The following is a 26,943-nucleotide window of genomic DNA, read 5'->3' as shown; positions in this document are numbered from 1 at the left end:
ATATTATTTGGGTAGTATTACGAAACTACTTCTTCTAGATTTTTGTCAAACGTACGTTTTCCGAAAATTGTTTCTAGGTCATCTTTAAAAATCACCTCTTTTTCAATTAAAATTTCAGCAAGTTGGTTTAACTTATCTTTGTTTTCTTCTAATATTTTGATAGCTCTTTGGTATTGACCCTCAATTAGTTCTGAAATTTCTTGGTCAATAATTTTTGCAGTCTCATCAGAATACGGTTTTGAGAAGTTATATTCACTTTGTCCTGTTGAATCATAATAAGTAACATTTCCGATTTTTTCATTCAATCCGTAAATCGTTACCATAGCACGAGCTTGACGTGTAACTTTTTCTAAATCACTTAATGCACCAGTCGAAATTCTGTCAAAAGTTACTTTTTCAGCAGCTCTTCCGCCCATAGTAGCACACATTTCGTCTAGCATTTGGTCTGTTCTCACGATTTGTCTCTCTTCTGGTAGATACCAAGCAGCTCCTAAGCTTTGTCCACGAGGAACAATTGTTACCTTAATAAGCGGTGCTGCATGTTCCAACATCCAACTTACTGTAGCATGTCCAGCTTCGTGAATAGCAATTGCTTTTTTCTCTTCTGGAGTAATAATTTTGTTTTTCTTTTCTAAACCACCTACAATTCTATCTACAGCATCAAGAAAATCTTGTCTGTCTACAGCAGTTTTGTTGTTTCTTGCGGCAATTAATGCAGCCTCGTTGCATACGTTTGCAATATCTGCTCCTGAAAATCCTGGAGTTTGTTTTGCAAGGAAATCTAAATCTAGACCTTCTACTTTTTTCAAAGGAGCTAAGTGTACTTGGAAGATTTCTGCTCTTTCACGGATATCTGGTAAGTCTACAAAGATTTGTCTGTCAAAACGACCTGCACGCATTAAAGCTTTGTCTAAAACATCGGCTCGGTTTGTTGCAGCTAGTACAATTACGTTAGAGTTTGTTCCAAAACCATCCATTTCTGTTAGTAATTGGTTCAATGTATTTTCTCTTTCGTCATTACCGCCTGACATATTGCTTTTTCCACGTGCTCTACCTACAGCATCTATTTCATCAATAAAGATGATAGCTGGAGATTTTTCTTTGGCTTGTTTAAACAAATCACGTACACGTGAAGCTCCGACACCTACAAACATTTCAACAAAATCAGAACCTGATAATGAGAAGAATGGTACTTGTGCTTCGCCAGCTACAGCTTTGGCTAATAATGTTTTTCCTGTTCCAGGAGGCCCTACCAGTAAAGCACCTTTAGGGATTTTACCTCCTAAGTTAGTGTACTTTTCAGGGTTTTTCAAGAATTCTACAATTTCTTGTATTTCTTCTTTAGCTCCTTCTAAACCAGCTACATCTTTAAATGTAGTTTTAATATCTGTTTTTTCATCAAAAAGTTTCGCTTTCGATTTTCCAATATTAAAAATTTGTCCGCCACCGCCGCCTGCGCCACCTGACATTTTTCTCATAATGAAAATCCAAACTCCAATAAGAATAATTATTGGTAGTAAACCAACTAAAATGTCGGTCCAGTTATTTTTTTGTACAAAATTATAATCTTTCAATTTTCCTTCGGCAACTGCTTTTTCTAATTTAGTTTGAAAAATCTGATCGTTACCAATTTCTAAAGTATAGTGCGGACCTTTATTTGGTCTGTCAAATATATCTTTAGATACTTTTTTTTGTGCTGGATCCTTAAGTGCAGCAGCATTAAGATATACTTCAGCTTCAGCTTTATTGTATACAATTACTTTATCAATTTGTCCTTTTTCTAAAAAATCATTGAATTTAGAAGAGGTTAATTGTGCCGGCTCTTGTAAACTTGATCCTCCGGTAGCAAAACTTATAAATAAAAATATTAAAAGTATTGCGGTATAAATTAACCAAGGACTTATTTTAAATTTACTCGGGGTTGGTTTGTTATCTTTAGCCATTTGAAGAAAGTTTCTTTAGTATTTGTTTTCGATTGTAGTTATTTTGGCATCACCCCAAAGACTCTCGATATTATAATATTCTCGAATGTGTTTTTGAAATACATGAACAACAATATGCACGTAATCAATAAGAACCCATTCTGCGTTATCGGTTCCTTCTACATGCCATGGTTTGTCTTTTAGTTCTTTTGATACAGTTTTTTGAATTGAGCCTACTATGGCGTTAACTTGGGTATTCGAATTTCCGTTGCAAATGATGAAATAATCGCAAACTGCTGCGTCTATTTCTCTTAAGTCCAAGATATTAATATCATTTCCTTTTACTTCTTCGATTCCTTTGATTATGTTCGCTAACAGAACATCATTATTAACAGTCTTTTTCGCCATGAATTATTTTATATGAGTTTGTAAAGTTATCAATTTTTGTGATTATTTTTGAACCTTAACAAAATATTAAATTAAGTTATATAAATTATTTAGATGAAACTAATCAAACTCGATGCCATAGATTCAACGAATGAGTTCTTAAAATCATTAAGTAGTCAACAGGAACCTGAGAATTTTACAGTTGTTACTGCTGAAAATCAAACAAAAGGGAAAGGGCAGATGGGAGCTGTATGGCGCTCTGATGTAGGTAAGAATTTAATAATGAGCGTGTTGGTTAAGGATTTCTTACTTAATAATGAGCAGTTTTTTAATTTAAATATTATTATTTCATTATCAGTAATAAAAACTTTAGAAGAATTAAATATTCCTGATTTAAGTATTAAATGGCCAAACGACATTATGTCATATAATAAGAAGCTAGGTGGTATTTTGATAGAAAATACGCTCAAAAGCGATGGTAGCATCGTGTCAGTAGTTGGATTGGGATTAAATGTTAATCAGATAAATTTCCAAAATCTGCCAAATGCTTCTTCACTTGCCGTTATTTGTAACACTGAATTTAACAAAGATGAGCTTGTTATTTTGATTGTTGAGAAAATGAAAGAGAAAATTTCACTTTGGGAAGAGCAATCTGCCCTATTTTGGGATGAATATTTTAATAAATTGTTTAGAAAAGGAGTTCCAATGCCTTTTAAAAATTTAGACAATCAAAATTTTATGGGGATTATACAAGGGGTTTCTCCAATAGGAAAATTAAAAGTTTTATTGGAAGACGATTCAGTGTCAGAATTTGAAATTAAGGAAATACAGATGCTTTATTAGAAGTTATTTAGGTTCAGTGATGCAAAGTTTTATAGGCTAAGGTTTAATTCTTTTATCACAGTTTAATAGAATAATTAGAAATTTGCGTACTGTGTGCAAAACAATATCCAGCGACGAGAAGGACTATTGTTTTGGTTATCAATTCTCCCATCATTTTTTCTATATGTATGAATAAATAACTAGTTATTATTTTCTTGAAAGGTTTCTAAAATAAATAAAACCCTTAACTAAACTGTCATGTAGAACCCAAATCTGCCAAAGAAAGTAAATAATATTCAGTTGTTAATATTATTTCATTGGCATTATATTTCTTAAGGAATCATTGTTACAGAAAAAATAGCGTTTTTAGGTTTTAATTTAGTTTTGTATAAATTTCATTACCGAATTGTAATTTTTCAATGATGAGTTTTATTTATAAAGTCACTAAGGTTAAGGTTTTTTAGTCATGGGTTTAAACAAAAAGTCCGATTTAGCTTTACTAAATCGGACTTTTTTTAATTTATAATTAATAATCATTAAAGCTTTGTCATATTATTGGCAAGAGTTTCAATAAATTTTCCAATAGGTCCTTTTATCATCATTGCCATCATCGGATTGAATTCTCCTTCAAAATCAAGTTTTACAGCACTAGAAGTGTCTGAAACTGTTTCGATGTTAGATACCAATGTAAATGGTAATTTGTCGCTTGCAGCACCCAAAACAATTTTGCTTGGAGCTGTTTTTTCTTTCATTTTTAATTTTATTTCTGGCATTCCTTTCAAACCAAAAATAAAAGCGTCTTCGCCAATTACTTCAAATTTAGCAATGTTATCGGGCATTAATTTTTCAAAATTTTTCACATCACTCAATAAATCAAATAATTCTTGAGCTGACTTCTGAACAGTAACTTTTGGACTTTCTAAGTTCATATTTATTTGTGTTTTTATTCTGAAAAATCAGAAAATTTTTATTTTAAAAATTAAAAAAATTATTCTTGTTTCCAAGCAGCTGGGTTTATGTTCCATTCCTGTAAGGTAATTAAATCTTCTTCGGGAATGTATTTTTTAGCAACAGCAAGGTTTAATAAATTCGAATAGTTACTCAATGTGTATAAGTCGATATTTGCATCTTTAAAGTTTTTTTCAGCAACATCAAAGCCGTAAGTAAATATCGCAACCATGCCTTTAATATTGGCTCCTGCATTACGCAAAGCCTCAACTGCAAGTAAGCTACTATTTCCTGTGCTTATTAAATCTTCGACAACAACAACATTTTGTCCCTTTTGTAAAAAACCTTCAACTTGATTTTGTCTTCCGTGTTTTTTAGGTTCTGGTCTAACATATACAAACGGTAATCCTAAGCTTTCTGCAACAAGAATACCAATACCTATGGCTCCTGTAGCGACTCCAGCGATTACATCTGGCTTACCAAATTGTTTTTCAATGTTCTTAGCAAACTCATCTCTAACATAATTTCTGATGCTTGGAAATGAGAGAATTAGCCTGTTATCACAATAAATAGGTGATTTCCATCCAGAAGCCCATGTAAAAGGATTTCCTGGATTCAATTTAATTGCATTTATTTGCAAAAGCAATTCGGCTGTTTTTTCGGCAGTATCTTTATTAAAAATCATAGTACAAATGTATAAAGTTTTTGTGAACGACAAACCACTTTTTTTGACAAATGAAATCTCAAAAGAGACTAATTTTCAATTGTTCTTGTTGGAAAGTATTGACATAGAACAAATTATTGTCAAAATGTTCCAAAATAAAATTCAAGCAGCCTATTTATATCATCCTGACGAGAAGGAAATTATGAAAACGTTAAAGTCAAAAATCCATGTGAATAAAGCAGGAGGAGGGCTTGTTTATAATAAAAAAGGAGAGGTACTGTTCATCTTCAGAAATGGAAAATGGGACTTACCTAAAGGCGGAATTGAGAAAGGTGAAGAGATAGAAGACACCGCTATGCGAGAGGTAGAAGAGGAAACTGGAGTTGGAAAATTGACAATTATTAACAAATTACAGAAGACTTATCACGTTTTTAAACGCAATGGTAAGTATAAATTAAAAATTACACATTGGTTTGAAATGCATTCCGATTTTAAAGGTACTCCACAAGGACAATTAGAAGAAGGAATCGAAAAAGTTGCCTGGTTAAATCCCGTACAAATAAAAGAAGCACTTAAAAACTCCTACGAAAATATCAAATTATTATTCGAAGAAGAGAGTAAAATAGCTTAGAAAAAACATTTTGGCATGCCACCATATAAAAAAAGAACTAATGAGCAATTACGTTCATTGGGTCTTTTTATAGGGGTCAAAACAGTTAGCTAGCTGCTATCCCTCAAGCAGGATTTTGTTTGGGTTAATTGTTTTCAGTTGAAATACTTGCGTCGGAGAAGATGTTTATTTTCCAATCAAGTTGGTTAGTGTCTGTTAATACTTGAAATAATTTACTGAAAGAATCTCTGAACCAGTCAAGAATTTTTTCATCTCCATTTATTTCATTAACATAAATATTTAACGACTGATTCAATTCTATTGCAAATCCATTTGGTTTATCTAAAATTTTAAAATTATAGTTGTTATTTAGAATATGATTTCTAAAGTTGATATACTCAGTGTTTTTTTTATCAATCCAAATTCCACAGTAGATATTCAAGTTGTTTAGTTGAAATCCGTATTTGATTTCTGACCAACCATCGGCTTTTCCAATGATATCTTTAAAGTGATATATTAGTCTTTTATGACGTAGAATTTGAGTAGTACTAAAACCATCGTTTATTCTATTTGAACCTTTGTTGAATGTTTGTATAAAAAGAGGTTTAACTCGCTCTAAGTGACCATTTATTAAATCAATTGTTTCGAATAGGTTTTCAATCACTAACATATCCTTAGTTGTGATAGTTAAATTTTGTGTCATTTTTTTTGATTTTAAAAATTTTAAGAAATCTTGTTCAATTGGACTGTTTTTAGAGTATGTGCCAATAAATTTGGCAATCTGAAACCACCTAATATGTTTAAAATTATGTTCTGTAATTAATTTTTCTTCAAAATTTTTAGTACAGTAGAATAAGTATGTTTTTTTATTCTCTTTTGTGAAAATATTTAGGACTTCAGAATATCTTTCTAATTGTCTATGCCCTTCTTTAGAGTCAACTTTGTTTTCTATAAAACATATTTGATTTTCGCTTTCTATTACAACATCAACAATACAATTAATATCATTTTTCAGGCTATATTTTATTTGAGTTTTTATTGTGAATTTTTCTTCTTCAAGATTTAAAAATTTTACACAAAAATCATTTAATAATTGGTAATCATAGCGTAAAATTCCTGCAAAAGATTCCGTAGTGAAATCTTCAAGAGGTTTTTTTAAATTATTATTATTATATAATTTATATAGATTGTTTAGCATTACAAGTGTTGTATTATTTAACTATATTATTGATGATAGGTTAAGCATGTTGTTCTTTTTTCAAATATAAGAGCTTAAAGTAAATTAATATTGCGGGAAACCATAAAAGGGAGTAATAGTTTAAAATGAAATTTATCTTTGTTAAAGTTGAAAAAGTTTGACAAAGATTTAAGAACAGCATTGCGACCTTTGCGGTAAAAAAAAGGATTACTTGGCTTGAAGCTCTGTAGTTAAATTTTATGTATTTCTGCTCTCATTTCAAATTTGAAACTTTAAACAAAAAGTATTTTGACTACTTTTGCAAAATGAATAAGAAACACCATTCGAATAATATACTTTTGAATTTAGGTATCGAAAGCCTAAACGAAATGCAAGAAGTTGCTCAGGACGCTATCCTGAATGACAATAATGTTTTATTACTTTCTCCAACTGGATCAGGAAAAACACTAGCTTTTTTGTTGCCAGTTTTAGAATTACTACAACCTGAAATTCTTTCTGTACAATGTTTAATTCTAGTTCCTTCAAGAGAATTAGGATTACAAATAGAGCAAGTTTGGAAAAAAATGGGAACCGATTACAAAGTTAATATTTGTTACGGAGGTCATTCGATCGATACAGAAATTAAGAATCTAAGTAACCCTCCTGCAGTTTTAATAGGGACTCCGGGTAGAATTGCTGATCATATTGATAGAGGTACTTTCCGTTTAGATAAAATTCAGACTTTAATTTTGGATGAATTTGATAAATCATTGCAATTGGGGTTTCATGAGCAAATGTCTTTTATCATTGGTAAATTGCCAAAATTGAATAAGCGAGTGTTGGTTTCGGCTACATCTGATATTGAAATTCCAAAATACACCAGAGTAATTAATCCAACGATTTTGGATTTTATTCCTGAGGAAGAAGAGAAATCGAATCTTTCGATGAAAATGGTGGTTTCTCCATCCAAAGACAAAATAGGAAGTTTGTTTAATCTGATATGTTCTTTAAAATCACAATCGGCTATTATTTTCTGTAACCATCGTGATGCAGCTGAACGTATTAGTGATACGCTGAACGAAAAAGGAATTTACGCTACTTACTACCATGGCGGAATGGATCAAGATGAGCGTGAGCGTGCTTTGATTCAGTTTAGAAATGGAAGTGTGAGTTATTTAATTACAACTGATTTAGCTGCTCGTGGTCTTGATATTCCTGAGATGAATCATGTTATTCATTATCATTTACCATTAAAGGAAGATGAGTTTACACACCGTAACGGTCGTACTGCTCGTATGCTTACATCGGGAACAGCTTATATTCTTGTTCACGAAAGTGAGAAAAAATTAGACTATATTAATTATGATATGGATGTTTTAAAGGTTGACAATGCTACGACTTTGCCTAAACCTCCAGAATTTCAGACAATATATATAAGCGGTGGAAAGAAAACCAAATTAAATAAAATAGATATTGTTGGTTTCTTTTCTCAAAAAGGAAAACTTGAAAAAGGTGATTTGGGATTAATTGAGGTAAAAGATTTTATTTCGTTTGCTGCTGTAAAATTTAACAAAGTAAAAGATTTGCTTGAAAACATCAAAGATGAGAAGATGAAAGGCAAAAAATTTAAAATTGAAGTAGCAAGAAAAGTAATTAAGAAGGAAGAGGAGTAATTTATTTAATAGCAAATAGTTACTTGTTTGTTTTTTGTAGGAGGGGGATAGTTATAAAAATTAATTTGGATTTAGTGCCAATAAATTAACTGTGAGAGAAAGGAGTTAAAAATTTTTATTATTATGTTTGCGCCATCAAATAAATAAACCCCAAAGAATATTATGAGAAAAATTATTACTATTACTGTTTTATTTTTAAGTTTAGCATCTTTTGCTCAAATTAAAGTTATTGAAACTGTACCAGTTGAAAAATTAGGTAAAGTAAACAATAATTATATCCAAAAAATTGGAGATGAATACACTGTGTTTTATAATTGTATTCAAAGTGATGATGAAAATAATACATTAAGAAAATTTACTTTTAAAAATATTGATAATGATTACCTTAATCTTTACAATATCATCGCAAACGGATTTACAGCATCTCCTTTGTATGATATCAAATTAGAATTACCTAACAATTATGTTTGGTTGCATTATACTGCAAGTGTTGATAAACCTACAGTTCAGTTTATGGTTTCGAATAAAGAAGGTAACTCAAACAATGTTTCTGAGGCTTTAACAAAAGACCAAGTAAATAAATTGTTTCAAAAATAATTAGATTTTTTAAATCTATATACTAAAAAAGGCTATTCATTTGAATAGCCTTTTTTGTTTAGTTTTAGGGTTTTAAGTTTTAGAGTGGAGGCTACAAGGCCTTGTTTCTTTGAATCTTTGTAACTTAAAAAAATTATATTTTTTTCACGTATTGTGTGATAATAACAATTTGTTGTCCGTCTACTTTACCTTCGATGTATTCGTCATTTTCATGGTCTAAACGGATATTACGCACAGCTGTTCCTTGTTTGGCAACCATACTAGATCCTTTTACTTTTAAGTCTTTAATTAAAACTACAGAATCTCCGTGTTCTAGGATTACTCCGTTACTATCACGGTGAATAATTTTGTTTTCATCATCTTCACCTTCTCCAGTTGCTTGTGCCCACGCTAGGGTATCTTCGTCTAGGTACATCATGTCTAATAATTCCTGTGGCCATCCAGCTGCACGCAATCTGCTTAGCATTCTCCAAGCCACAACTTGTACTGCAACATTCTCGTTCCACATACTGTCGTTTAAACATCTCCAATGATTTAAATCTGCGTTATCTGGATTTTCTATTTGATCTATACAAGTACTACAAGCCATTACACTTTCATCAATTCCGCCTTTTTGAGTAGGTAGTACTTGATATACTTTTAGGTTCTCGGTTGCACCACAAAGTTCACATTTTGATCCGCTACGTTTGCTTAATTCTCTTTCTATGCTCATTTTTTAATAGTTTATTTGAAAATGCGAAATTACTTATAATTTAGGAGGGAGGCAAATTTATGTTTTTTGATAGTTTTTTAACTGTATTATTTTTGAACTCTAACAGCATCTGGAACTAACATTTCGTATTCACCACCATTTCGTAATACATCGCGAACGATACTTGAGCTGATATATGAAGTGCTGGCAGCGGTTAATAAAAACACGGTTTCTATTTTAGAAAGTTTTCGGTTAGTATGTGCAATGGCTTTTTCAAACTCGAAATCGGCTGGATTACGTAAACCTCTTAATATAAAATGAGCCTTTAATTTATGGCATAAATCTATTGTAAGTCCTTCGTAAGTAATTACGGTTACTTTGGGTTCGTTTTTGAATGTTTCTTCGATAAAACGTTTTCTTTCTTCGAGTGAGAACATGTATTTTTTTTCTGCATTTACACCAATTGCAATTACGATTTCATCAAATAGTGAAATTCCTCGTTTGATGATATCTTCGTGTCCAAGTGTAATTGGATCAAAGGATCCAGGGAATATAGCTTTTCTCATTTTATTTTGAGGTTAAGGTTCAGGGTGACAAAGTTCCGATAGCTATCAGAACAAAGGTTTTTTTTAAGGCTCTAAGATTCTGGGTTTCTTATCTTAGTACCTCAGGACCTTAGTTGCTTAGCAACTTTTGGCTAGGCCAAAGCTAACTCAATTGAATTTGTAAACAAATCTTCTAATGATATTCCAGCTGCTTTGGCTTGTTGTGGAATCAGACTTTCGGTTGTTAAGCCGGGAATGGTGTTCATTTCTAGCATATATGGTTCGTTATCAACGATAATGAATTCACTTCTTGAGAATCCTTTCATTTTTAAAACTTCATAAGCTCGTTTTGCTACTTCACCTACTTTTTGTGTTAATTCGTCTGAGATTCTAGCTGGTGTGATTTCTTGTGATTTTCCTTGGTATTTGGCTTCATAATCAAAGAAATCATTGTCTGAAACTATTTCGGTTATTGGTAACACGATAACTTTACCTTGGTAATTAATTACTCCAACAGAAACTTCGGTTCCGTCAAGGAAGCTTTCGATGATAATTTCGTTATCCTCTTTATAAGCAATTTCTATTGAAATCGGTAATTCGGCAGCAGTTTTTACTTTTGAGATTCCGAAGCTTGAACCTGCTTTATTTGGTTTTACAAAACATGGTAAGCCTACTTTTTTTACAATTTCGTCAGTATTGATACTATCTCCTTTGTTTAGGTAGTAAGAAATAGCTGTTTTTATTCCGTATGGTTTTAAAACTGAAAGTAAATCACGTTTATTGAACGTAAGCGCTGCTTGGTAATAATCACATGAGGTTTGCGGAATATGTAATAATTCAAAATAAGCTTGCATTAGTCCGTCTTCTCCTGGTGTTCCGTGAATAGCATTGAACACACAGTCGAAAGTGATTTTAGTTCCGTTTACTGTAACCGAAAAGTCATTTTTATCGATTGGGAATTCGGCATCTTTTTCATCTACATAAACCCATTTTTCTTTGAAAATATGAATTCGGAAACCGTTATATTTAGTTTTATCAAGGTATTGATATACTACGTTTCCGCTGATTAGTGATATTTGATATTCGCTAGAATATCCACCCATGATAATTGCAATGTTTTTCATTTTAAATTTTAGTTTAAAGTTTTAAATATTTTAGTTTAAAGTTTTTCTGATTTTAATTTTTTTTCCAGAGAACTTATTTTTTTAAGCATGTTGTTATGAAAATGTTTTATGTTTTTAGCCCCGATGGTAGCGGCATCCTTTTTTTATGCTTTTTTTGCATGGAAAAAGATATAGCGAACAGCGGGAAATAGCTCCTGACTCTTTGACTTTGCTCAGAGTAACAAAATATATGATTTACTCATCTAATTATACTCTTGGACTCTGCTTAGGATATCATAGAGAAGACTTAAGGATGACAATCAAGATGCTTTCTTCTATTAAACAAAATTATCATTTTTTTTGGAACGAAATCTTTATCTTTGCCACAAATAAAAATAAATTTATGAGTTTACGTAAGTATCTAACTAGCCGAGTTTTTTTTACGCAAATACTAATTGCTGTTGCAATTATTGCAGTTTTGGGTTATTTGTTTATGCATTGGCTGACATTTACCACTGATCATGGACATGAAATTGAAGTACCTGATTTGAAAAAATTGACAGAAGAGCAAGTTGAAGCAAAATTGGATGGTCTGGATTTGGATTACGTGCTTTTGGATAGTGTAGATTTCAAAAGTGATTTCCCTAAATATAGTGTGGTTGAGCAAGATCCTTTGCCAGGAACGAAAGTAAAAGTGGGAAGAAAGATTTATATTAAAATAAATTCTTCAGGTTTCTCATCGGTTCGTATTCCGGATTTGATCGAAAAAACGTATCGTGAGGCAGTACCAACCTTGAAAGCGTTGGGACTTGAAGAAGGTACAATTACGTATATCCCGAACCTTGGGAAAGACATGGTTTTGGAGATGCGTTACAAAGGAAGAAATTTAAAAGTGGGGGATCGTGTGCTGAAATCATCAAAAATTGATTTGGTTTTGGGCGACGGAAAAGCAAGTTATTTAGATGAAAGTCAACCGGCAGATTCTCTAGTAGTGCCTGAAGATGAAAAAACAGCAAATGAGCAATAATAATACCGATAGTTTAGATTTAGAAGAAGAGTTATATGAGCATTTTAGATTTGAAGTTCCTAAAGGGCAAGCCCCTTTGCGAATCGACAAATATTTAATGGGCTTAATACAAAATGCAACCAGAAATAAGATTCAGAATGCTGCTACAGAGGGTAATATCTTTGTGAATGACATTATTGTAAAATCAAATTACAAAGTAAAAGCGTTTGATGTAGTTACGGTTATGTTATCACATCCTCCGTATGAAAATCATATTATTCCAGAAGATATTCCGTTAAACATTGTTTACGAAGATGACGCTTTGTTGTTAATCAATAAAGAGCCAGGAATGGTTGTGCATCCAGGACACGGAAATTATACAGGAACTTTGGTTCACGCTTTGGCACATCATTTTGATAACCTACCAATGAATAGCAGTGAACGTCCAGGATTGGTTCATAGAATTGATAAGGATACTTCGGGATTGTTGGTTATTGCAAAAACTGAAGCTGCTATGACGCATCTTGCCAAGCAATTTGAAGCTAAAACTTCTGAAAGAGAATATATTGCTTTGGTTTGGGGAAATGTTGCTGAGGAGCAGGGAACTATTGAAGGAAATCTGGCAAGACACTTGAAAGACAGAATGCAAATGGCTGTTTTTGCTGATCCAGAAATAGGAAAGCCAGCTGTGACGCATTATAAAGTTTTAGAGCGTTTTGGGTATGTTACTTTAATTTCATGTCAGCTTGAAACAGGTAGAACACACCAGATTCGTGCTCATATGAAACATATTGGTCATCCACTTTTTAATGATGAGCGTTATGGTGGTCATTTGATTTTAAAAGGGACTACGTTTACGAAATACAAACAGTTTATTGATAATTGTTTTAAAGCATTGCCTAGGCAAGCATTACATGCCAAAACATTAGGCTTTGTTCATCCTACAACAGGTGAACTGATGCGTTTTGATACTGAACTTCCGCAGGATTTTCTTGATTGTATTGAAAAATGGAGAAATTACTCTAAATCGCATAATACTGATAGCGAAGAGGAAAATTAAGTTATTAAGTGTAAAGCTTAATCTCTAAGAGCCTGTTTAAATTTTAAACAGGCTCTTAATATTTTATAATCTTTGGTTATAGATTTTTAATTATAAAATCTGTTATTTTGACTTCTCCATTTGTTATTAGCCCAACTTTTCCTCGTTGGCTCAAATTGTTTTTTTCAAGAGTGCATTCTAGTGTTGTTTTGTTATCTACTGAGAATGATAATTGATTATCTTGAACTTTGATTTTTACGGAGTACCATTTGTTGTTTTCTAATTCAATTGGTTTGGTAAATAAACTTTTCCCGCCACGTTTGCCATATTCATCACTATTTTTATGGTAAATACCTCTTCCGATAACCATATTCTGTTCGATTTGATATAGATAGGTTCTAATATAGTTTTCTTTATCAATGTTTAACATAATCTCAAATAAAGATCCTTTGGTCATATTTGCTTTAAAAGTAATTTCATAATTTTTAGGAAGATTCTTTTTAGATTCTATTACGCCCCAATGCATATCACCTCCAATTCCGGTTAAAGTATCTTTATCTAGAAACCATTCTTTTGAGTCAAAATTCCAATGAGGTTTTAGTTGAGAAATAGGCAGTATTTTATATTCTTTTTTTAGAGATGCAATTGTACCTGAGCACGAAATAATTAAAAGAGTAAATAGGAGTAGTGTGAAATGTTTAATTTTCATTTTTTTTAAGTTACATTTAGCTGTTACTATTGTGTGGTATAGCTGAAAAGATTTATGTAATTTACCAAATATCATTAATAAATCAGAGTTTTTATAAAAGAAATAATTTTTTTTATCTCATTTGTAAAGTTGAATTAGTGATGATATACACTATAGAATAGTTACTTTTGCTACGTTTAAAAAAGACACTTTCTTAATTACTAAAGTAGTAATAGTAGATTTTTTTGGTTCCCATCTTTCAGATTTATATTTAATGAAGCAGTATTTTAACTTATTTGACTTTACGCAAAAAGTAAATTATAAAACAGAAATCCTAGCTGGTTTAACTGTGGCAATGACTATGATTCCTGAATCGCTTTCGTTTGCAATACTGGCTGGTTTTCCTCCTCTGGTTGGTTTATATGCTGCATTTATTATGGGGTTGATTACAGCCATTTTTGGCGGACGCCCTGGAATGGTGTCGGGTGGAGCAGGGGCAACGGTGATTGTATTGATTGCTTTAATGAATTCTCATGGTTTAGAATATGTTTTTGCTGCTGTAGCTTTAGCTGGGGTTTTGCAAATTATAGTAGGTTTTTTTAAGTGGGGTAAATTCATTCGGTTAGTTCCTCAACCTGTGATGTATGGTTTTGTAAATGGTTTGGCTGTAGTAATTTTTATGTCGCAATTAAAACAATTTAAATCTGTTGTTAATGGGGAGGCTGTTTGGCTTTCAGGAAGTCCCATGTTTATTATGTTAGGATTGGTCGCTTTAACTATTGCAATCGTAATTTTGTTTCCCAAAGTAACTAAAGCCATTCCAGCTTCTTTGGTAGCCATTATTGTTATTTTTGGTTTGGTTTTGGTTTTAGGGATTCAGACAAAAACTGTTGCCGATATTGCTTCGATAAGCGGTGGCTTTCCTTCTTTTCATTTGCCTAATATTAATTGGGATTTGAAAACGTTACAATTAATTTTCCCGTATTCTTTAATCATGGCTTCTGTAGGTTTAACAGAGGGGTTGCTAACATTAAACTTAGTCGATGAGTTAACAGGAACTAAAGGAAATGGGAATCGTGAATGTATTGCTCAAGGAAGTGCTAATATTGTAAATGGTTTTTTCTTCGGAATGGGCGGTTGCCCAATGATTGCTCAAACGCTTGTAAATATTTCAGCAGGGTCGAGAGCCCGTTTATCGGGTATTATTGCATCACTAACTATTCTTATTATTATTTTGTTCGGAGCTCCTGTAATCGAAAAATTACCAATGGCTGCTTTGGTTGGTGTTATGTTTATGGTTGCTATAGGAACATTTGAATGGGCTAGTTTCAGGATTATTAATAAAATGCCTAAACATGATATTTTTGTTGGGATTATTGTAGCTGTAATCACTGTTTTTATGCACAATCTGGCTTTGGCAGTTTTAATAGGGGTTATTATTTCGGCATTAGTTTTTGCTTGGGAAAGTGCCAAGCGCATTCGTTCCAGAAAATATATCGATGATAATGGGGTAAAACATTACGAGATATTTGGGCCTCTATTTTTTGGTTCTGCAATGGCATTTACAGAGAAATTTGATGTTAACGATGATCCTAATGAAATAATTATAGATTTTAAAGAAAGCAAGATTGTTGATATGAGTGCAATTGATGCTGTAAATAAAATTACAGAACGATATGCTAAGGTCAATAAAAAGGTTCGGTTATATCACTTAAGCGACGATTGCCGATTGTTGCTTAAAAATGCTAATGTTATTGTAGATATTCTAGAAGACCCTACTTATAAAATTGCAGCTGATTAGCCATTGATTTAATTTATTTTTATATTTCCAATAGATCCTGTTTGCAAAGGAATTAGTTCAAATATTGAGGTAGGTATAAGACCAGGTTCAATGCGATGTGAAACGTACAGGATAGTCATGTTTGTTTCTTTAACTAAAAGGTTAACAAGCTCGATAACCAAGGCTACATTTTCATCATCAAGACCTTCTACCGGTTCGTCTAAAATCACCAAAGGCGGATGTTTTAAAACGGCTCTAACTATTAAAGCAACTCGTTGTTGTCCAATAGAAAGTTGTGTGAATGTTTTGTTCTTTAAATGACTCATTTTAATTACATCTAGCCATTGCAATACAATTTGTCTTTGTAATGAGGTTGGTTCAGTATATAAGCCAATAGAATCAAAAAATCCAGATAAAATCATCTGCTCCAAACTGTGTTTTTTTTGAAATAAATCGGTCATAGAAGTCGAAAAATATCCGATTCTTTTTTTGATATCCCAAACACTTTCTCCACTTCCTTTTTTCTTTCCAAAAAGGAATAAATCTTGGCCATATCCTTTTGGGTTATCACCAGAAATTAATGACAGAATTGTACTTTTTCCTGAGCCATTTGGACCAATAAGTTGCCAAAATTCATTTTTTTTGATTGTCCATGTAATGGAGTCAACAATTTTTCTTTCGTCATAACTTACCGAAACCCTATTCATGTGTATTAGCACCTCTTCATCATAATTTGTTGGCTCAGCAGGTTCTGGAATAGTTACTTTTACTGGCTTTGATTTTGCTTGAGTGCTTTTTATTTCGTTTAAAACAAATGTATTGTCTGTAATTTGAGCTTTATTGTGAATGAAAGGAAACAAATCGGCTGCTCGATTTACCAATTGAATAATTCGTACTGATTTAGCCAATTGTTCTAACGAATTTGTCAATGTAATACGTGAGGCATGATCTAAGTGATCAAGTGGATTATCGAAAATAATATAATCTGGATTTTGCTTTACGCAATAGTTCAAAAACTCTTTTTTTCGTTCGCCAGAGGAAAACGTTCTTAATTTTCGTTCTGATTCTGTTGCAGCTTCGATCACATCATATTGGTATTCTTTTTCGATAAATTTATTAATTGCAATGTCAGAAAACAGAATCCCGTTTAAAGAATTAAAAGCAGCTAATTCTCCTTCAGCATTTCCGTCAAGTACAGTATCAATAAAAGCTTTTTTATTAACAGTATTGGATAAAAGTATGTCCCAATGTTCGATTGTATTCATTTGAGCAATTTAAGAAATCTATTTTGTTTGTGCGGTAATCATTGGTCTGTTATTTTTGGACCATTCGCTCCAAGAGCCTACATAAAGTTTTGGAATTGGTAATCCTGCATAATCGAAAGCAAGTATAGTATGGCAGGCTGTTACGCCTGAACCGCAATGCACAATTACATTTTCGGGCTTGGTATTGCCTATTACATCTTGGTATTTTATGTTTAATGCCTCTGGGGGTAAATAGGTGCCATCTTCATTTAAATTGCTTGTAAATGGAACATTTATAGCACTAGGAATATGCCCAGCAATTAAATCAATAGGCTCGGTTAAGCCATTAAAACGGTCTTTGTCTCTTACATCGATGATTATATCATCAGATGTATTGCTTGTTTTATCAATTTCGGTAATATCTGCTTGAGCTAATTTCCATTTTGTGATTGGATATAATGCGGTAGTTGTAAAGGTTTCTATACCTGAGTTTATTGGGAAACCTGCTTTTATAGCTGTTTGTAATCCACCATTTATTACTTGTACTTTTTTATGATCAATCGCTCTTAACATCCACCAGAAGCGGGCAGCAGCATTTGAACCATTTTTATCATCATATATAATTACATGACTTGATGGTGTTATGCCAAGTTTTGATAAAACTTCTGAAAACTTTTTGAATGAAGGCAAGGGATGTCTCCCTCCAATTGCTGCATCTGGAGAAATAGTTGCTAAGTCATGATTTAAATCAACATATCGAGCACCTTGTAAATGAGATGTGATATAATTTTCTTTGGCATTAATTCCTGCTCTGGCATCAATAATTACAATTTCTGATTTTTGTAATGTTATCAGTTCTTTAGTATTTATGATTGGAGACAATCGCTTTGACATTTTTTATGGATTAAGGTTTGGAAATTTATTCTGAAATTTTTTCTATCACTATTTCATTTCCAGATTTATCATAGTAGGTACAAGTCATTTCTACAATATCTACTCTCCATTTCGCTATACCGCATTGTCCTGCTTGGTTGCAAAATGTCATGTAATCGGTTTGTCCATCCTGATGTTGTAAGAGACATTCTAAGAAACGCTCTTTGTTGACAGCTGAAGTTATTTTAATCTCATCGTATTTGTCAGTTGTAGCAACGCTGTAATTGTTAACGCCATAATATGCTACAGTACCATCTTTTACATTGGTATCGTATCCTTTTACGCCTAGAATTATTAAGTCTTGTATATAATTTGGAAAATCGGCTCCAGTTTTTACTTTTGAGTGTGCTTCTTTAATTTGTTCTATTGTAAACATAGTTTGTTTTTTTGAATGAAAAATAAAATGATTTATTTGTTATTTGGGGAATTATGCTTCTTTTTTTAATGTAATGACTTGTTGTGGGAATGGTATTTCTATTTTTTCTGTATCAAAACGTTTTTTTATACTGTGTAATAAATCGCAATATAGGATAAATCCATCAGTAGCATCTTTGGCCCAAGCCCAAACCTTTAAATTCACACTTGAATCTTTAAGTGCTACAACTCTTGCGGTTACAAGTGGTGTATTGTTTTTTTTGTTTGCAGCAGTTCGAGTATCAACAAATAACGGATGCTTGGCAACTTCTTCTTTCATTATCTCTAATGCTTTATCGATATCTGAGTCATAACCAATACCGACTTCAATTATTTTACAGCATTTAGAGTCATTCATATTTGTATTTAGTATAATCTGATTGCTTATTACTGAATTTGGAATAATAATGCGATTGTTTTCCATGTCTTTTAGAACAACTTGCCTTAAATTAATATCTTCTACAACGCCACTAAAATTATTGATTGTGATTTTATCATTTATTCTGAAAGGTTTAAAAATCACTAAAAATATTCCGCTCATAATGTTACTTAGCGCTTGTTGAGATGCAAGACCAGCAATGACTGAAAGTACTCCTGCACCAGCAAGTAACGAATGTCCGACTACTTTAAATTCAGGGATTTGAATTAAAGCAAAAGCAATTCCTAAGATGTATATTATAGTAATGACTAAATGCTTTAAGAACTTGTATCCTGTACTATCAAAATTGTTTATGCCTAATCTACGACGAATAAAGCGCATGAAAAGCTTATCGACAATAGTAGCTAACACAATTGTTATAATTAGTATTATTACAATAGCAACAATTAATCTAAAGTCTTTTAAAAGGTTTATCATTTTCGAGTCTAATATTGATTTTTAAAATTGAAGTATTTATTTTTTGTTTTAGTATTACGCTTGCACATTCAAACGTACTTGGATGAAGATTAAAGGGTTTAATTTTCTGGCAAAGTCACAAAGTCGCAGTTTTCTTTAGAATCATTTTTTGCATCTCTGCGAGAAATTTTAGAGATAAAACTTAAAATTTGCTTTTTTCTTATATAATGCTTTGGAATAGCCATTATTCCTGTTCTTCGAAATTGTCGTAGTATGTGTAATCTTTCGTTATCAATCCGTTTTCGATAGTAAAGATGGTACAAATAGGTAATTCGAAAGTTGAATCATCTTCAGCGGTCCCGTTAGAAACAAATTCTACGATTACGTGATTTTCTCCTGAAGGATATATTTGTATCACTGTATCTTTTATATCTGGAAATATCTGGTTTAGCTCACTGTATTTTTTTTCTATTTCGGCACGGGTTTGTTTTACTATTTCGGTTCCTAAGGATGGATCTTTAAACTCGGCGGTTGGAATATACATTTCGGACATTTTTTTCCAATCATGATTGTTAAAATGTGTAAAATACTGTTTGATTAATTCGGTGTTTTTAGAATCCATATTTTGTGGGTTTTGGTTATTACATGATATTAATGATACAATTGTTATTAAAACTACTATTACTTTTTTCATAATTATGCTTTTTTAAATTGTTACTGTTTTACAAATAATCTTATAATAATTCTACACAAAATATGGAGCTATTTATGCGTGTTTATGAGGTGTCATTAGGGAGTTTAAAGCCCTATAAAGTCTTCGCTTTTTGGGAAAATACTTAATGCTTCTATCGCAATTGTTGGAGTAGGAGAAGCTAGTTTTCTTAACTTAGTATCCATCCATGCTCCATCAACAGTAATGGTTGCACAAAGTTTTCCTTCTTCATTAATAAATTCATGTATGATTGACCAACGTGATCCATCAGGCTTCATTTTTGAAGTTTTGGTATGAATGAATATTTTATCTGAAAGTTTTATTTCTTTTCTAAAAACACATTCTTCTCTAAATAGTACTGGGCCAAAGCGCTGTTCTTGCATTACTTTTAATGTTAAGCCTAGTTTTTCTAAAATTTCGATACGATGTTGGGCGCCAAAATCATAATAAGCGCTGTGTCGTAAGTGAAAATTAGGGTCTAGATCAGACCAACGGAACGATAATTCTTTATTAAATGAAACCATTTTAATTCTATTTTATAGTTGTTTTAGATGCATTCTTTGAATAATCAATTGATTACTTTCAAGAAGTACTATTTTTTGAGAATCGAAAATACGAATAAAAAACGAAAGGCAATTGGTGTGCTAGTTAAAGTATAGCTAACTAAAATTGATTTTGTAGTATTATTTATCAGTAAAATTGGGTAATAAGTGGTGCAAAATCTTGTAATTTAGGCAGTGGTTGTATTATGATTTTCTTTTGAATTTTGGTAGGTTTTTCATCGCTATCATCGTAACGTTCTGTTGTCTTTATTTGTATTCCGGTTGATAAATTAAAATCGATTATTCCCATTGTTCCCTGACCGTCGGAATATGTTTGTGAAAAACCTATTAATTCGAAATTAGTATTCTGATAGCGAAATTTATGCTCAAAATTCCCTCTTATCAGTTCATTGCGAATGATTAAAACGCCTTTTGTGATTGAAATATCATCAAAGGTTTGCCCGTAGTAATTGCCATTTTTTCCTTCTGGATATTGTAAGTCTATAGCCTTTGTTGTTGAAATAATTTGCTTGAAAGTTCCATTAGGTTGAGCAAAGAATATTTCTAGTTTATAGGGAGCTTTTTCGTCTATAGTATCTTGAGTTACTACAACCAAGTCGTTTAAGTTGTCTTTATTTAGGTCTCCTTTTACTTTTTTAATTAGAACAACAAAATTATCTTTTTGGCTGTTTTTTTGAGCCATTAAAGAAGAAGTGATGAATACTAAAACGAGAACTATTATTTTGTTCATTTTGGTGTACTGTTTTTTATTTTTAAACATAGAAACATAGTTTTAGAATATATTCTAAAACTATGTTTCTATGTAGTAAGTGCTCTTTGTGAATTATGGGATATATATTATAATTGTCTTATGGTTCGTCGCACTCTGAGGTTACTTTAATGAACAGTTTTTCGAATTCTTTTTCCATTGTCCCATCATCGTATACTTGGTAGGTTGTTGCATTGGCACAATTCCACCAGCCATAAGTCATTAATTCTAGTTTAGCATATAATACTCTGTCTTTGGAATTGTATTTTTCTAGGTGTCTTTCCATAAGTTTTTCTGGACTAGCATTATCTTTTTTTTGCTTTTCAGCCAAATTACTCCAGGTTTTAAGCATTAAAATTGAGTCATTTGAAGTTAGTGCTTTTGTATATTCATTACAATTTTTAGAGAATCGGTTGTTTAATAAAATAGATGGATTGGAATAGGCTTCGATAGCGATTTTTTTAAGTTCGTATGCGTCTTCTAATTCATGTAAACGTTCAGCCTTTTTTTTCTCCCAATAAGGTGTAGCAATTACTTTTCGGCTGTATAAAGCTTTTCTTTCGTTGTATTCTGTAGTTAAATCAGAAAGGCTTAGTTTGTCGATTTCTGCTTGCGACCTTGGAGTTGAATTGGTGCTTAAATAGGCTCCTGAATTGGTAGACCATAAATCGCAGGTGTTTTTTAATTCTTCTTCAGTATATTTTTCTGAATCATATGTTCCTATGTTGGAACATAAGATTGTATCCCATTTAAAAATGGCAGTTTTACCACTAGTAGTTTTGTTTTCTGTAGTTGTAGTTGTAGTTGAAGTTGTGGTTGAAGTTGAAGTTAAAGTTGAAGTTGTGGTTTCTTCTTCTTCTTTTACTTTTTCTTCTGTTTGTTTTTCTTCTGTTTGTTTTTTAGGTTTATCAGAGCAAGAAATCAGGAGAATTGAACTTAGTAATATGAGTAGGGTTTGTTTCATTTGGTAATAATTAAATATAAAACTTGACTTTTAATAAATCGAATTTAATACTATTTTGAATATATTTTGCCATTATTAGCGTTGAATTTTTTAAACGAAATTTTCCAAAAGTCTTTCACTGTTTTTAGATTTTTATAATGAACAACTAAGGTTTCGCTATTTTCGTTAACACTAGCATTAAATTTATGTAATCCTCTTTGTAGAGAAACTAATTTATTATTTATTTTACTATAATTATAATGTATTGATATATTCCCAGTGATGTTCTCCCGAAATACTATGTTTTATAGAAAAATAACCATTTTTAATTTGTAATGTCAATTGTTATTGATTCTTAAATAGTTTTAATTGTAGTTTTCTATATTATGCCAGTTATGATTACAACCATTTTTGCAAGTAGTATTCCTTCTTTCGGTATCTGAGATTTTAAATATTGAGATTAATGAAATAAAAGCTTTTTTTATCTCATAATCTGGAAGTATTTCAATTTTGTCTAAAGCAATTTTTAGATTATAACTTTTTAAAAGAATAATAGTTGTTGCAGTAGGTTTTAAAGGTATTAATTGAATTGCTTTATTGAATGTTTCTTCGTTGGGATGAGATTGTACTAAGCATTGACCTGCCCATCTAATAATTTTTCTTTGAATTTGAGTTTCAAAATCACCAAACCAATTCAAAATTTGCTCAAGATTAATTTTTTCTTGAGCAAACTTATTAATCATTATGTCTTCTTCAGTTAACAAATTTATCTTTTATAGTATATTTATTTTTTCTTGATTTCTTGGGCAATTTTAAGGATATTCATCCAATTTTTTTCGGAGCTTGGTTTTGGATTGTCTAGGATGGTTTCTCCGTTAAAATCCAAAATGTATTCATTCGATTCAAAGTCGAATAAATGTATTTGATTATTTTCTAGATTAAATTCGGTTTTTCCTTCTGGGTTTATCCAAATGTTTCTTCCACCAAAACTCCATATTATTTCTCCACTTTTGGTTATTCTCTTGATGTCGAGTTCTCCGTGAATAATAAAGTCATCTTCGATTTTATGAATTGAAAAATTGGTTATAAAATCTATTTCCTTTTTCCATACTAAATCTAAGGAGGGTATTTCGAGACAATATACTTTATTGCAAACGCAAATCCAGATTTTGTCTTCATCGATTACAAATGATTTTTCGGTTATTGCTGTTGCGCCACCGCTTTCACAAATTATGGCGCTTGCAATTTCATTATCGAATTCTTTAATAATAATTCCGCATTTACTTGTTGGGTAAAACTGATCTTCATTATTTTTCCCAGGAAAGAAAACTGTATTGTAAACTTTTAAATTATCAGCTGAGTTTATCTTGTAATCGCTGTCATTAATGACAGCGATTTGATAATTTTTATACTTAAGCTTTACCATTTATTATTTTATTGCTAAGGTAGTTGATTACAAATTTAAACTTTTTACTTTTAAATTAATAAAAAAAAGATATTGTGGTATGGTGAAATTTCTAGTGCTCTTCCAATAGCTATTTAGGAATGCAGGAATAGTTTTCTTGATAATGACATCATAAATTAAGTTTTGACGTAGCTGTCAGGGTGTAAAAATGTCAGATTGTCATATGGTTTAGACTATGCCAATACTGAAAACTGACAATTTATATGTATTTTTTGTATTGGCACAAAGATTGACTTATGCACCATGAGTTGTTAAAATAAGTATACATCAAAATTTAATATATATAAAAATGGGTAAAATAATCGGAATTGATTTAGGGACGACGAACTCTTGTGTTTCTGTAATGGAAGGTAACGAAGCAGTTGTTATTCCTAATGCAGAAGGAAAAAGAACTACACCATCTATCATCGCTTTTGTTGAAGGTGGAGAAATTAAAGTAGGAGATCCTGCAAAAAGACAAGCAGTAACGAATCCTACTAAAACGATTGCTTCTATTAAACGTTTTATGGGACACACTTTTGCTGAGACTACAAACGAAGCAAAAAGAGTATCTTACAAAGTAGTAAAAGGTGACAACAATACTCCACGTGTGGACATTGATGGTCGTTTATATACTGCTCAAGAATTGTCAGCAATGACTCTTCAAAAAATGAAAAAAACTGCTGAAGACTATTTAGGTCAAACTGTAACTGAAGCGGTTATTACTGTTCCTGCTTACTTTAATGATGCACAACGTCAAGCTACGAAAGAAGCTGGTGAAATTGCAGGTCTTAAAGTTATGCGTATAATCAATGAGCCAACTGCAGCTGCACTTGCTTATGGATTAGACAAAAAAGGAACTGATCAAAAAATTGCTGTTTACGATTTAGGTGGAGGTACATTTGATATTTCTGTTCTTGAATTAGGAGATGGAGTTTTTGAAGTATTGTCTACAAACGGTGATACTCACTTAGGTGGAGATGACTTTGACCACGAAATTATTGACTGGTTAGCTGATGATTTCAAAGCTGAAGAAGGTATTGACTTACGTCTTGACCCAATGTCATTACAACGTTTGAAAGAAGCTGCTGAGAAAGCTAAAATTGAATTGTCTTCTGCTTCAGAAACTGAAATCAACTTGCCATACGTTACAGCTACGGCTTCTGGACCAAAACACTTAGTGAAAAAATTGTCTAGAGCTCAATTCGAAAAATTAACTGATTCTTTAGTAAAACGTTCTATGGAGCCTGTTGCTAAAGCATTAAAAGATGCTGGTTTAACTACATCTGATATTGACGAAGTTATTCTTGTTGGTGGTTCTACTCGTATGCCAAGAATTGCTGAAGAAGTTGAAAAATTCTTCGGTAAAAAAGCATCTAAAGGAGTTAACCCTGATGAGGTTGTTGCAATTGGAGCAGCTATTCAAGGTGGAGTTTTATCTGGAGATGTAAAAGATGTATTGTTACTTGACGTTACGCCTTTATCTTTAGGTATCGAAACTATGGGTGGTGTATTGACTAAATTAATTGAGTCTAATACTACAATTCCAACAAAAAAATCACAAGTTTTCTCAACTGCTGCTGATTCTCAACCATCTGTTGAAATTCACGTATTGCAAGGAGAAAGAGCGATGGCTTCTGATAACAAAACTATCGGTCGTTTTCACTTAGATGGTATTCCACCAGCACCAAGAGGAGTTCCTCAAATTGAGGTTACTTTTGATATTGATGCAAATGGTATCATCAAAGTTTCTGCAACTGATAAAGGAACAGGAAAATCTCACGATATCCGTATCGAAGCTTCTTCTGGATTAACAGCTGAAGAAATCGAAAAAATGAAAAAAGATGCAGAAGCTAATGCTGATGCTGATAAAATAGCAAAAGAAAGAGCTGAGAAATTAAACGAAGCTGACAGCATGATTTTCCAAACAGAAAGTCAATTGAAAGAGTTAGGAAGCAAATTAGCTGACGATCATAAAGTTGCTGTTGAGTACGCTTTAACTGAATTGAGAATGGCTCACCAATCTCAAGACATTCCAGCTATTCAAACTGCTCTTGACAACATTAATGCAGCTTGGAAAACAGCTACAGAAGCAATGTATGCTCAAGGAGAACAAGGTCAACAAGCAGCTCCACAACAAGAGCAAGCTCAAGGAGACAATGTTGAAGACGTTGAATTCGAAGAAGTAAAATAATTTCTTTTAGATTATAGATTAAAGCCGAACTAGAAATAGTTCGGCTTTTTTTATATTTAATGGTTGCGTAGTAATGACATGCAATGTGCAATTAATAAGATTCTAAAATTCCAACAGAATTTTATCCGATTGAAAATTGGAATATAAATAGAATATAAGTCAAAAGTGTTAGATGTCTATATCGGAATTCATAGTTTTCATCAAGTTGAAAAAAGTGTTATGAATGCAAAAGTCTAAATAAACATTGTATTAATAGCGTTTTGCATTAGTATTTTACCTCATTTATGGGAATAACTCACATTCGGAAATGAAAAAACACGGTTGAGGCGAAAAAAATGATTATTCAGTCATTTTAGAAAGAATCTAAACGGTTAATTAAGGAAATTTACTTTTATAATTGTTTTTAAATAATATATATATGATCTCACCACTTACTATTATTGCAGCTACAAATTTTTCTGATATAGCAAATAACGCTGTTGCTTATGCAGCAGGACTTGCAAAAGCTACAAGTGCCAAGCTTATTTTGTTTAATTCTTTTTCTTTGGGGTTACATAGCTCTAATGCTCATATTACAGCCGAAGCAATGCAAAAGCAAATTGAAAAAGCTACCGCCAAATTAGAAACTTTAGGAAAAGAAATTTCGGATGGTTATAACATTGAAGTAAGTTGTTTTTGTAAGTATTCTTTTTTAGAAGATCAGCTTTCATTGATAATTGAAGACACTAATGCTGAGTTAGTAGTTATGGGAATGGCAGAACGATCTTTTGAGCAGGAATTATTAGGTAATTCGACAACATCGGTAATAAAAAATTTAAATATTCCTGTACTAGCTGTTCCTAAAAATGCTCGTTTTCAGAAGATACAGAAAATACTCTACGCTTGTGATACTTTAAGTTTCTCTTCGATAAAAAGATTTAGTTGGTTAAAAGATATTGTAGGCAATCTTGGTGCCGAGCTAGAGTTTTTTAGTGTAGATGAAAAAATAGATAACCTTAAGCAAGAACAGGGGGAACAATTATTAAATTCTTCACTTGAAGAAGCGTTTAAAGAGGTTAAATATATTTATAAAACTGTTAAGTCTAATGCTGTAATTAATGAGATTAAGAAAGAAATAAAGAATTATAATGCAGATGTTTTAGTAATGGTACCACAAAGGTATGGTTTTTGGGACTCATTGGTACATAAAAGTAAAACCAGAATTATGGCTGTAGGTTTAGATATACCACTATTATCTTTTCCAAATTTCTGATGTTATTTT

General features: G+C 31.9%; 28 protein-coding genes. 9 read left to right on the top strand and 19 right to left on the bottom strand.

Translation table 11 applies throughout. The features are described from left to right. Positions 1-17 precede the first annotated feature (17 nt). Together ftsH and rsfS are read right to left on the bottom strand one after the other, a co-directional pair. On the bottom strand, positions 18-1,943 hold the full coding sequence (ftsH, locus tag IUY40_RS07635; protein ID WP_195736266.1) for an ATP-dependent zinc metalloprotease FtsH: 1,926 nt from the start codon (positions 1,941-1,943) through the stop codon (positions 18-20). Between the two features lie 15 nt (positions 1,944-1,958). Then, positions 1,959-2,330 (bottom strand): ribosome silencing factor, encoded by a 372-nt coding sequence (rsfS, locus tag IUY40_RS07630; RefSeq protein WP_195736265.1) that lies wholly within the window; start codon positions 2,328-2,330, stop codon positions 1,959-1,961. 93 nt (positions 2,331-2,423) lie between these two features. On the opposite strand from rsfS, the gene IUY40_RS07625 reads away from it, so the two are divergent. Next, the gene (locus IUY40_RS07625; protein ID WP_195736264.1) at positions 2,424-3,152 is read left to right on the top strand and encodes a biotin--[acetyl-CoA-carboxylase] ligase; all 729 of its coding nucleotides are present in this window, start codon (positions 2,424-2,426) and stop codon (positions 3,150-3,152) included. Between the two features lie 515 nt (positions 3,153-3,667). Here the strand turns inward: IUY40_RS07625 and IUY40_RS07620 are convergent. Together IUY40_RS07620 and pyrE are read right to left on the bottom strand one after the other, a co-directional pair. Then, the gene (locus tag IUY40_RS07620) at positions 3,668-4,060 is read right to left on the bottom strand and encodes an SRPBCC family protein (protein ID WP_039112984.1); all 393 of its coding nucleotides are present in this window, start codon (positions 4,058-4,060) and stop codon (positions 3,668-3,670) included. Between the two features lie 59 nt (positions 4,061-4,119). Then, complete coding sequence (gene pyrE / locus IUY40_RS07615) at positions 4,120-4,764, bottom strand: orotate phosphoribosyltransferase (RefSeq protein ID WP_195736263.1); 645 nt, start codon at positions 4,762-4,764, stop codon at positions 4,120-4,122. A gap of 7 nt (positions 4,765-4,771) precedes the next feature. Between pyrE and IUY40_RS07610 the strand changes: the two genes are divergently transcribed. Beyond that, the gene (locus IUY40_RS07610; protein ID WP_195736262.1) at positions 4,772-5,374 is read left to right on the top strand and encodes an NUDIX domain-containing protein; all 603 of its coding nucleotides are present in this window, start codon (positions 4,772-4,774) and stop codon (positions 5,372-5,374) included. A gap of 124 nt (positions 5,375-5,498) precedes the next feature. On the opposite strand, the gene IUY40_RS07605 is transcribed toward IUY40_RS07610, so the two are convergent. After that, positions 5,499-6,551, bottom strand: a complete 1,053-nt coding sequence (locus IUY40_RS07605) for a PD-(D/E)XK nuclease family protein (RefSeq protein WP_195736261.1) — start codon at positions 6,549-6,551, stop codon at positions 5,499-5,501. Between the two features lie 305 nt (positions 6,552-6,856). Between IUY40_RS07605 and IUY40_RS07600 the strand changes: the two genes are divergently transcribed. Both IUY40_RS07600 and IUY40_RS07595 read left to right on the top strand, forming a co-directional pair. Continuing rightward, the gene (locus IUY40_RS07600) at positions 6,857-8,203 is read left to right on the top strand and encodes a DEAD/DEAH box helicase (protein WP_195736260.1); all 1,347 of its coding nucleotides are present in this window, start codon (positions 6,857-6,859) and stop codon (positions 8,201-8,203) included. A 162-nt stretch (positions 8,204-8,365) separates the two neighbouring features. Beyond that, positions 8,366-8,800: a hypothetical protein gene (locus tag IUY40_RS07595; RefSeq protein ID WP_195736259.1), complete on the top strand. Its 435-nt coding sequence runs from the start codon at positions 8,366-8,368 to the stop codon at positions 8,798-8,800. A gap of 133 nt (positions 8,801-8,933) precedes the next feature. Here the strand turns inward: IUY40_RS07595 and IUY40_RS07590 are convergent, their stop codons facing one another. The 3 genes from IUY40_RS07590 to IUY40_RS07580 form a co-directional block, all read right to left on the bottom strand. After that, entirely contained in the window at positions 8,934-9,512 is a 579-nt protein-coding gene (locus IUY40_RS07590; protein WP_195736258.1) for an alkylphosphonate utilization protein, read from the bottom strand. A gap of 86 nt (positions 9,513-9,598) precedes the next feature. Continuing rightward, positions 9,599-10,057 (bottom strand): pantetheine-phosphate adenylyltransferase, encoded by a 459-nt coding sequence (coaD, locus tag IUY40_RS07585; RefSeq protein ID WP_195736257.1) that lies wholly within the window; start codon positions 10,055-10,057, stop codon positions 9,599-9,601. 131 nt (positions 10,058-10,188) lie between these two features. Beyond that, complete coding sequence (locus IUY40_RS07580; protein WP_195736256.1) at positions 10,189-11,160, bottom strand: D-alanine--D-alanine ligase; 972 nt, start codon at positions 11,158-11,160, stop codon at positions 10,189-10,191. A 382-nt stretch (positions 11,161-11,542) separates the two neighbouring features. On the opposite strand from IUY40_RS07580, the gene IUY40_RS07575 reads away from it, so the two are divergent. Together IUY40_RS07575 and IUY40_RS07570 are read left to right on the top strand one after the other, a co-directional pair. Then, on the top strand, positions 11,543-12,166 hold the full coding sequence (locus IUY40_RS07575) for a PASTA domain-containing protein (protein WP_195736255.1): 624 nt from the start codon (positions 11,543-11,545) through the stop codon (positions 12,164-12,166). After that, the gene (locus tag IUY40_RS07570; RefSeq protein WP_195736254.1) at positions 12,156-13,205 is read left to right on the top strand and encodes an RluA family pseudouridine synthase; all 1,050 of its coding nucleotides are present in this window, start codon (positions 12,156-12,158) and stop codon (positions 13,203-13,205) included. Before IUY40_RS07575 ends, IUY40_RS07570 begins: the two co-directional genes overlap by 11 nt. 76 nt (positions 13,206-13,281) lie before the next feature. Here IUY40_RS07570 and IUY40_RS07565 read toward each other — a convergent pair whose 3' ends face one another. Continuing rightward, positions 13,282-13,893: a hypothetical protein gene (locus IUY40_RS07565; protein ID WP_195736253.1), complete on the bottom strand. Its 612-nt coding sequence runs from the start codon at positions 13,891-13,893 to the stop codon at positions 13,282-13,284. 253 nt (positions 13,894-14,146) lie between these two features. On the opposite strand from IUY40_RS07565, the gene IUY40_RS07560 reads away from it, so the two are divergent. Continuing rightward, on the top strand, positions 14,147-15,673 hold the full coding sequence (locus IUY40_RS07560; protein ID WP_195736252.1) for a SulP family inorganic anion transporter: 1,527 nt from the start codon (positions 14,147-14,149) through the stop codon (positions 15,671-15,673). An 8-nt stretch (positions 15,674-15,681) separates the two neighbouring features. On the opposite strand, the gene IUY40_RS07555 is transcribed toward IUY40_RS07560, so the two are convergent. The 10 genes from IUY40_RS07555 to IUY40_RS07510 all read right to left on the bottom strand — a co-directional run bounded on the left by IUY40_RS07555 (position 15,682) and on the right by IUY40_RS07510 (position 23,470). Beyond that, a complete protein-coding gene (locus IUY40_RS07555) occupies positions 15,682-16,917 on the bottom strand; it encodes an ATP-binding cassette domain-containing protein (RefSeq protein ID WP_229335445.1) in 1,236 nt (411 codons plus the stop codon). A gap of 18 nt (positions 16,918-16,935) precedes the next feature. Beyond that, positions 16,936-17,790, bottom strand: coding sequence for a sulfurtransferase (locus IUY40_RS07550; RefSeq protein WP_195736251.1), 855 nt, complete (start codon positions 17,788-17,790; stop codon positions 16,936-16,938). A 25-nt stretch (positions 17,791-17,815) separates the two neighbouring features. After that, complete coding sequence (locus IUY40_RS07545; RefSeq protein WP_195736250.1) at positions 17,816-18,205, bottom strand: DUF1398 family protein; 390 nt, start codon at positions 18,203-18,205, stop codon at positions 17,816-17,818. Positions 18,206-18,256: 51 nt separating this feature from the next. After that, complete coding sequence (locus IUY40_RS07540; RefSeq protein ID WP_195736249.1) at positions 18,257-19,099, bottom strand: mechanosensitive ion channel domain-containing protein; 843 nt, start codon at positions 19,097-19,099, stop codon at positions 18,257-18,259. Positions 19,100-19,322: 223 nt separating this feature from the next. Then, the gene (locus tag IUY40_RS07535) at positions 19,323-19,772 is read right to left on the bottom strand and encodes a nuclear transport factor 2 family protein (RefSeq protein WP_195736248.1); all 450 of its coding nucleotides are present in this window, start codon (positions 19,770-19,772) and stop codon (positions 19,323-19,325) included. 104 nt (positions 19,773-19,876) lie between these two features. Then, positions 19,877-20,314 (bottom strand): acyl-CoA thioesterase, encoded by a 438-nt coding sequence (locus IUY40_RS07530; protein ID WP_195736247.1) that lies wholly within the window; start codon positions 20,312-20,314, stop codon positions 19,877-19,879. Positions 20,315-20,480: 166 nt separating this feature from the next. Next, the gene (locus IUY40_RS07525) at positions 20,481-21,083 is read right to left on the bottom strand and encodes a hypothetical protein (RefSeq protein ID WP_195736246.1); all 603 of its coding nucleotides are present in this window, start codon (positions 21,081-21,083) and stop codon (positions 20,481-20,483) included. A gap of 118 nt (positions 21,084-21,201) precedes the next feature. Then, positions 21,202-22,065 carry a hypothetical protein gene (locus IUY40_RS07520; RefSeq protein WP_195736245.1) on the bottom strand — a complete coding sequence of 288 codons (864 nt, stop codon included), beginning with the start codon at positions 22,063-22,065 and terminating at the stop codon, positions 21,202-21,204. A gap of 344 nt (positions 22,066-22,409) precedes the next feature. Then, the gene (locus IUY40_RS07515) at positions 22,410-22,808 is read right to left on the bottom strand and encodes a DUF5958 family protein (RefSeq protein ID WP_195736244.1); all 399 of its coding nucleotides are present in this window, start codon (positions 22,806-22,808) and stop codon (positions 22,410-22,412) included. 20 nt (positions 22,809-22,828) lie between these two features. Then, positions 22,829-23,470 carry a hypothetical protein gene (locus IUY40_RS07510; RefSeq protein WP_195736243.1) on the bottom strand — a complete coding sequence of 214 codons (642 nt, stop codon included), beginning with the start codon at positions 23,468-23,470 and terminating at the stop codon, positions 22,829-22,831. Positions 23,471-23,798: 328 nt separating this feature from the next. Between IUY40_RS07510 and dnaK the strand changes: the two genes are divergently transcribed. Both dnaK and IUY40_RS07500 read left to right on the top strand, forming a co-directional pair. Beyond that, the gene (gene dnaK / locus IUY40_RS07505; RefSeq protein WP_195736242.1) at positions 23,799-25,682 is read left to right on the top strand and encodes a molecular chaperone DnaK; all 1,884 of its coding nucleotides are present in this window, start codon (positions 23,799-23,801) and stop codon (positions 25,680-25,682) included. 418 nt (positions 25,683-26,100) lie between these two features. Next, positions 26,101-26,934 carry a universal stress protein gene (locus IUY40_RS07500; protein ID WP_195736241.1) on the top strand — a complete coding sequence of 278 codons (834 nt, stop codon included), beginning with the start codon at positions 26,101-26,103 and terminating at the stop codon, positions 26,932-26,934. Positions 26,935-26,943: the final 9 nt, after the last annotated feature.

It is taken from the genome of Flavobacterium sp. ALJ2, assembly GCF_015594725.1.
In the GTDB taxonomy this organism is placed as follows: Bacteria; Bacteroidota; Bacteroidia; order Flavobacteriales; family Flavobacteriaceae; genus Flavobacterium.
Note: the sequence above shows the minus strand (reverse complement) of the source record. Positions and strands in the feature narration are given on the sequence as shown.

What these genes read in the sequence shown, in the direction of transcription:
- IUY40_RS07550 (WP_195736251.1), bottom strand. Translation starts at nt 17,790, where the DNA reads ATGTCAAAGCGATTGTCTCCAATCATAAATACTAAAGAACTGATAACA.
- IUY40_RS07560 (WP_195736252.1), top strand. Translation starts at nt 14,147, where the DNA reads ATGAAGCAGTATTTTAACTTATTTGACTTTACGCAAAAAGTAAATTAT.
- dnaK (WP_195736242.1), top strand. Translation starts at nt 23,799, where the DNA reads ATGGGTAAAATAATCGGAATTGATTTAGGGACGACGAACTCTTGTGTT.
- coaD (WP_195736257.1), bottom strand. Translation starts at nt 10,057, where the DNA reads ATGAGAAAAGCTATATTCCCTGGATCCTTTGATCCAATTACACTTGGA.
- IUY40_RS07595 (WP_195736259.1), top strand. Translation starts at nt 8,366, where the DNA reads ATGAGAAAAATTATTACTATTACTGTTTTATTTTTAAGTTTAGCATCT.
- IUY40_RS07590 (WP_195736258.1), bottom strand. Translation starts at nt 9,512, where the DNA reads ATGAGCATAGAAAGAGAATTAAGCAAACGTAGCGGATCAAAATGTGAA.
- pyrE (WP_195736263.1), bottom strand. Translation starts at nt 4,764, where the DNA reads ATGATTTTTAATAAAGATACTGCCGAAAAAACAGCCGAATTGCTTTTG.
- IUY40_RS07605 (WP_195736261.1), bottom strand. Translation starts at nt 6,551, where the DNA reads ATGCTAAACAATCTATATAAATTATATAATAATAATAATTTAAAAAAA.
- IUY40_RS07530 (WP_195736247.1), bottom strand. Translation starts at nt 20,314, where the DNA reads ATGGTTTCATTTAATAAAGAATTATCGTTCCGTTGGTCTGATCTAGAC.
- IUY40_RS07555 (WP_229335445.1), bottom strand. Translation starts at nt 16,917, where the DNA reads ATGAATACAATCGAACATTGGGACATACTTTTATCCAATACTGTTAAT.
- IUY40_RS07500 (WP_195736241.1), top strand. Translation starts at nt 26,101, where the DNA reads ATGATCTCACCACTTACTATTATTGCAGCTACAAATTTTTCTGATATA.
- IUY40_RS07575 (WP_195736255.1), top strand. Translation starts at nt 11,543, where the DNA reads ATGAGTTTACGTAAGTATCTAACTAGCCGAGTTTTTTTTACGCAAATA.
- IUY40_RS07610 (WP_195736262.1), top strand. Translation starts at nt 4,772, where the DNA reads ATGTATAAAGTTTTTGTGAACGACAAACCACTTTTTTTGACAAATGAA.
- IUY40_RS07625 (WP_195736264.1), top strand. Translation starts at nt 2,424, where the DNA reads ATGAAACTAATCAAACTCGATGCCATAGATTCAACGAATGAGTTCTTA.
- IUY40_RS07525 (WP_195736246.1), bottom strand. Translation starts at nt 21,083, where the DNA reads ATGAACAAAATAATAGTTCTCGTTTTAGTATTCATCACTTCTTCTTTA.
- rsfS (WP_195736265.1), bottom strand. Translation starts at nt 2,330, where the DNA reads ATGGCGAAAAAGACTGTTAATAATGATGTTCTGTTAGCGAACATAATC.
- IUY40_RS07510 (WP_195736243.1), bottom strand. Translation starts at nt 23,470, where the DNA reads ATGGTAAAGCTTAAGTATAAAAATTATCAAATCGCTGTCATTAATGAC.
- IUY40_RS07535 (WP_195736248.1), bottom strand. Translation starts at nt 19,772, where the DNA reads ATGAAAAAAGTAATAGTAGTTTTAATAACAATTGTATCATTAATATCA.
- IUY40_RS07570 (WP_195736254.1), top strand. Translation starts at nt 12,156, where the DNA reads ATGAGCAATAATAATACCGATAGTTTAGATTTAGAAGAAGAGTTATAT.
- IUY40_RS07520 (WP_195736245.1), bottom strand. Translation starts at nt 22,065, where the DNA reads ATGAAACAAACCCTACTCATATTACTAAGTTCAATTCTCCTGATTTCT.
- IUY40_RS07620 (WP_039112984.1), bottom strand. Translation starts at nt 4,060, where the DNA reads ATGAACTTAGAAAGTCCAAAAGTTACTGTTCAGAAGTCAGCTCAAGAA.
- IUY40_RS07545 (WP_195736250.1), bottom strand. Translation starts at nt 18,205, where the DNA reads ATGTTTACAATAGAACAAATTAAAGAAGCACACTCAAAAGTAAAAACT.
- IUY40_RS07540 (WP_195736249.1), bottom strand. Translation starts at nt 19,099, where the DNA reads ATGATAAACCTTTTAAAAGACTTTAGATTAATTGTTGCTATTGTAATA.
- IUY40_RS07580 (WP_195736256.1), bottom strand. Translation starts at nt 11,160, where the DNA reads ATGAAAAACATTGCAATTATCATGGGTGGATATTCTAGCGAATATCAA.
- IUY40_RS07600 (WP_195736260.1), top strand. Translation starts at nt 6,857, where the DNA reads ATGAATAAGAAACACCATTCGAATAATATACTTTTGAATTTAGGTATC.
- IUY40_RS07565 (WP_195736253.1), bottom strand. Translation starts at nt 13,893, where the DNA reads ATGAAAATTAAACATTTCACACTACTCCTATTTACTCTTTTAATTATT.
- ftsH (WP_195736266.1), bottom strand. Translation starts at nt 1,943, where the DNA reads ATGGCTAAAGATAACAAACCAACCCCGAGTAAATTTAAAATAAGTCCT.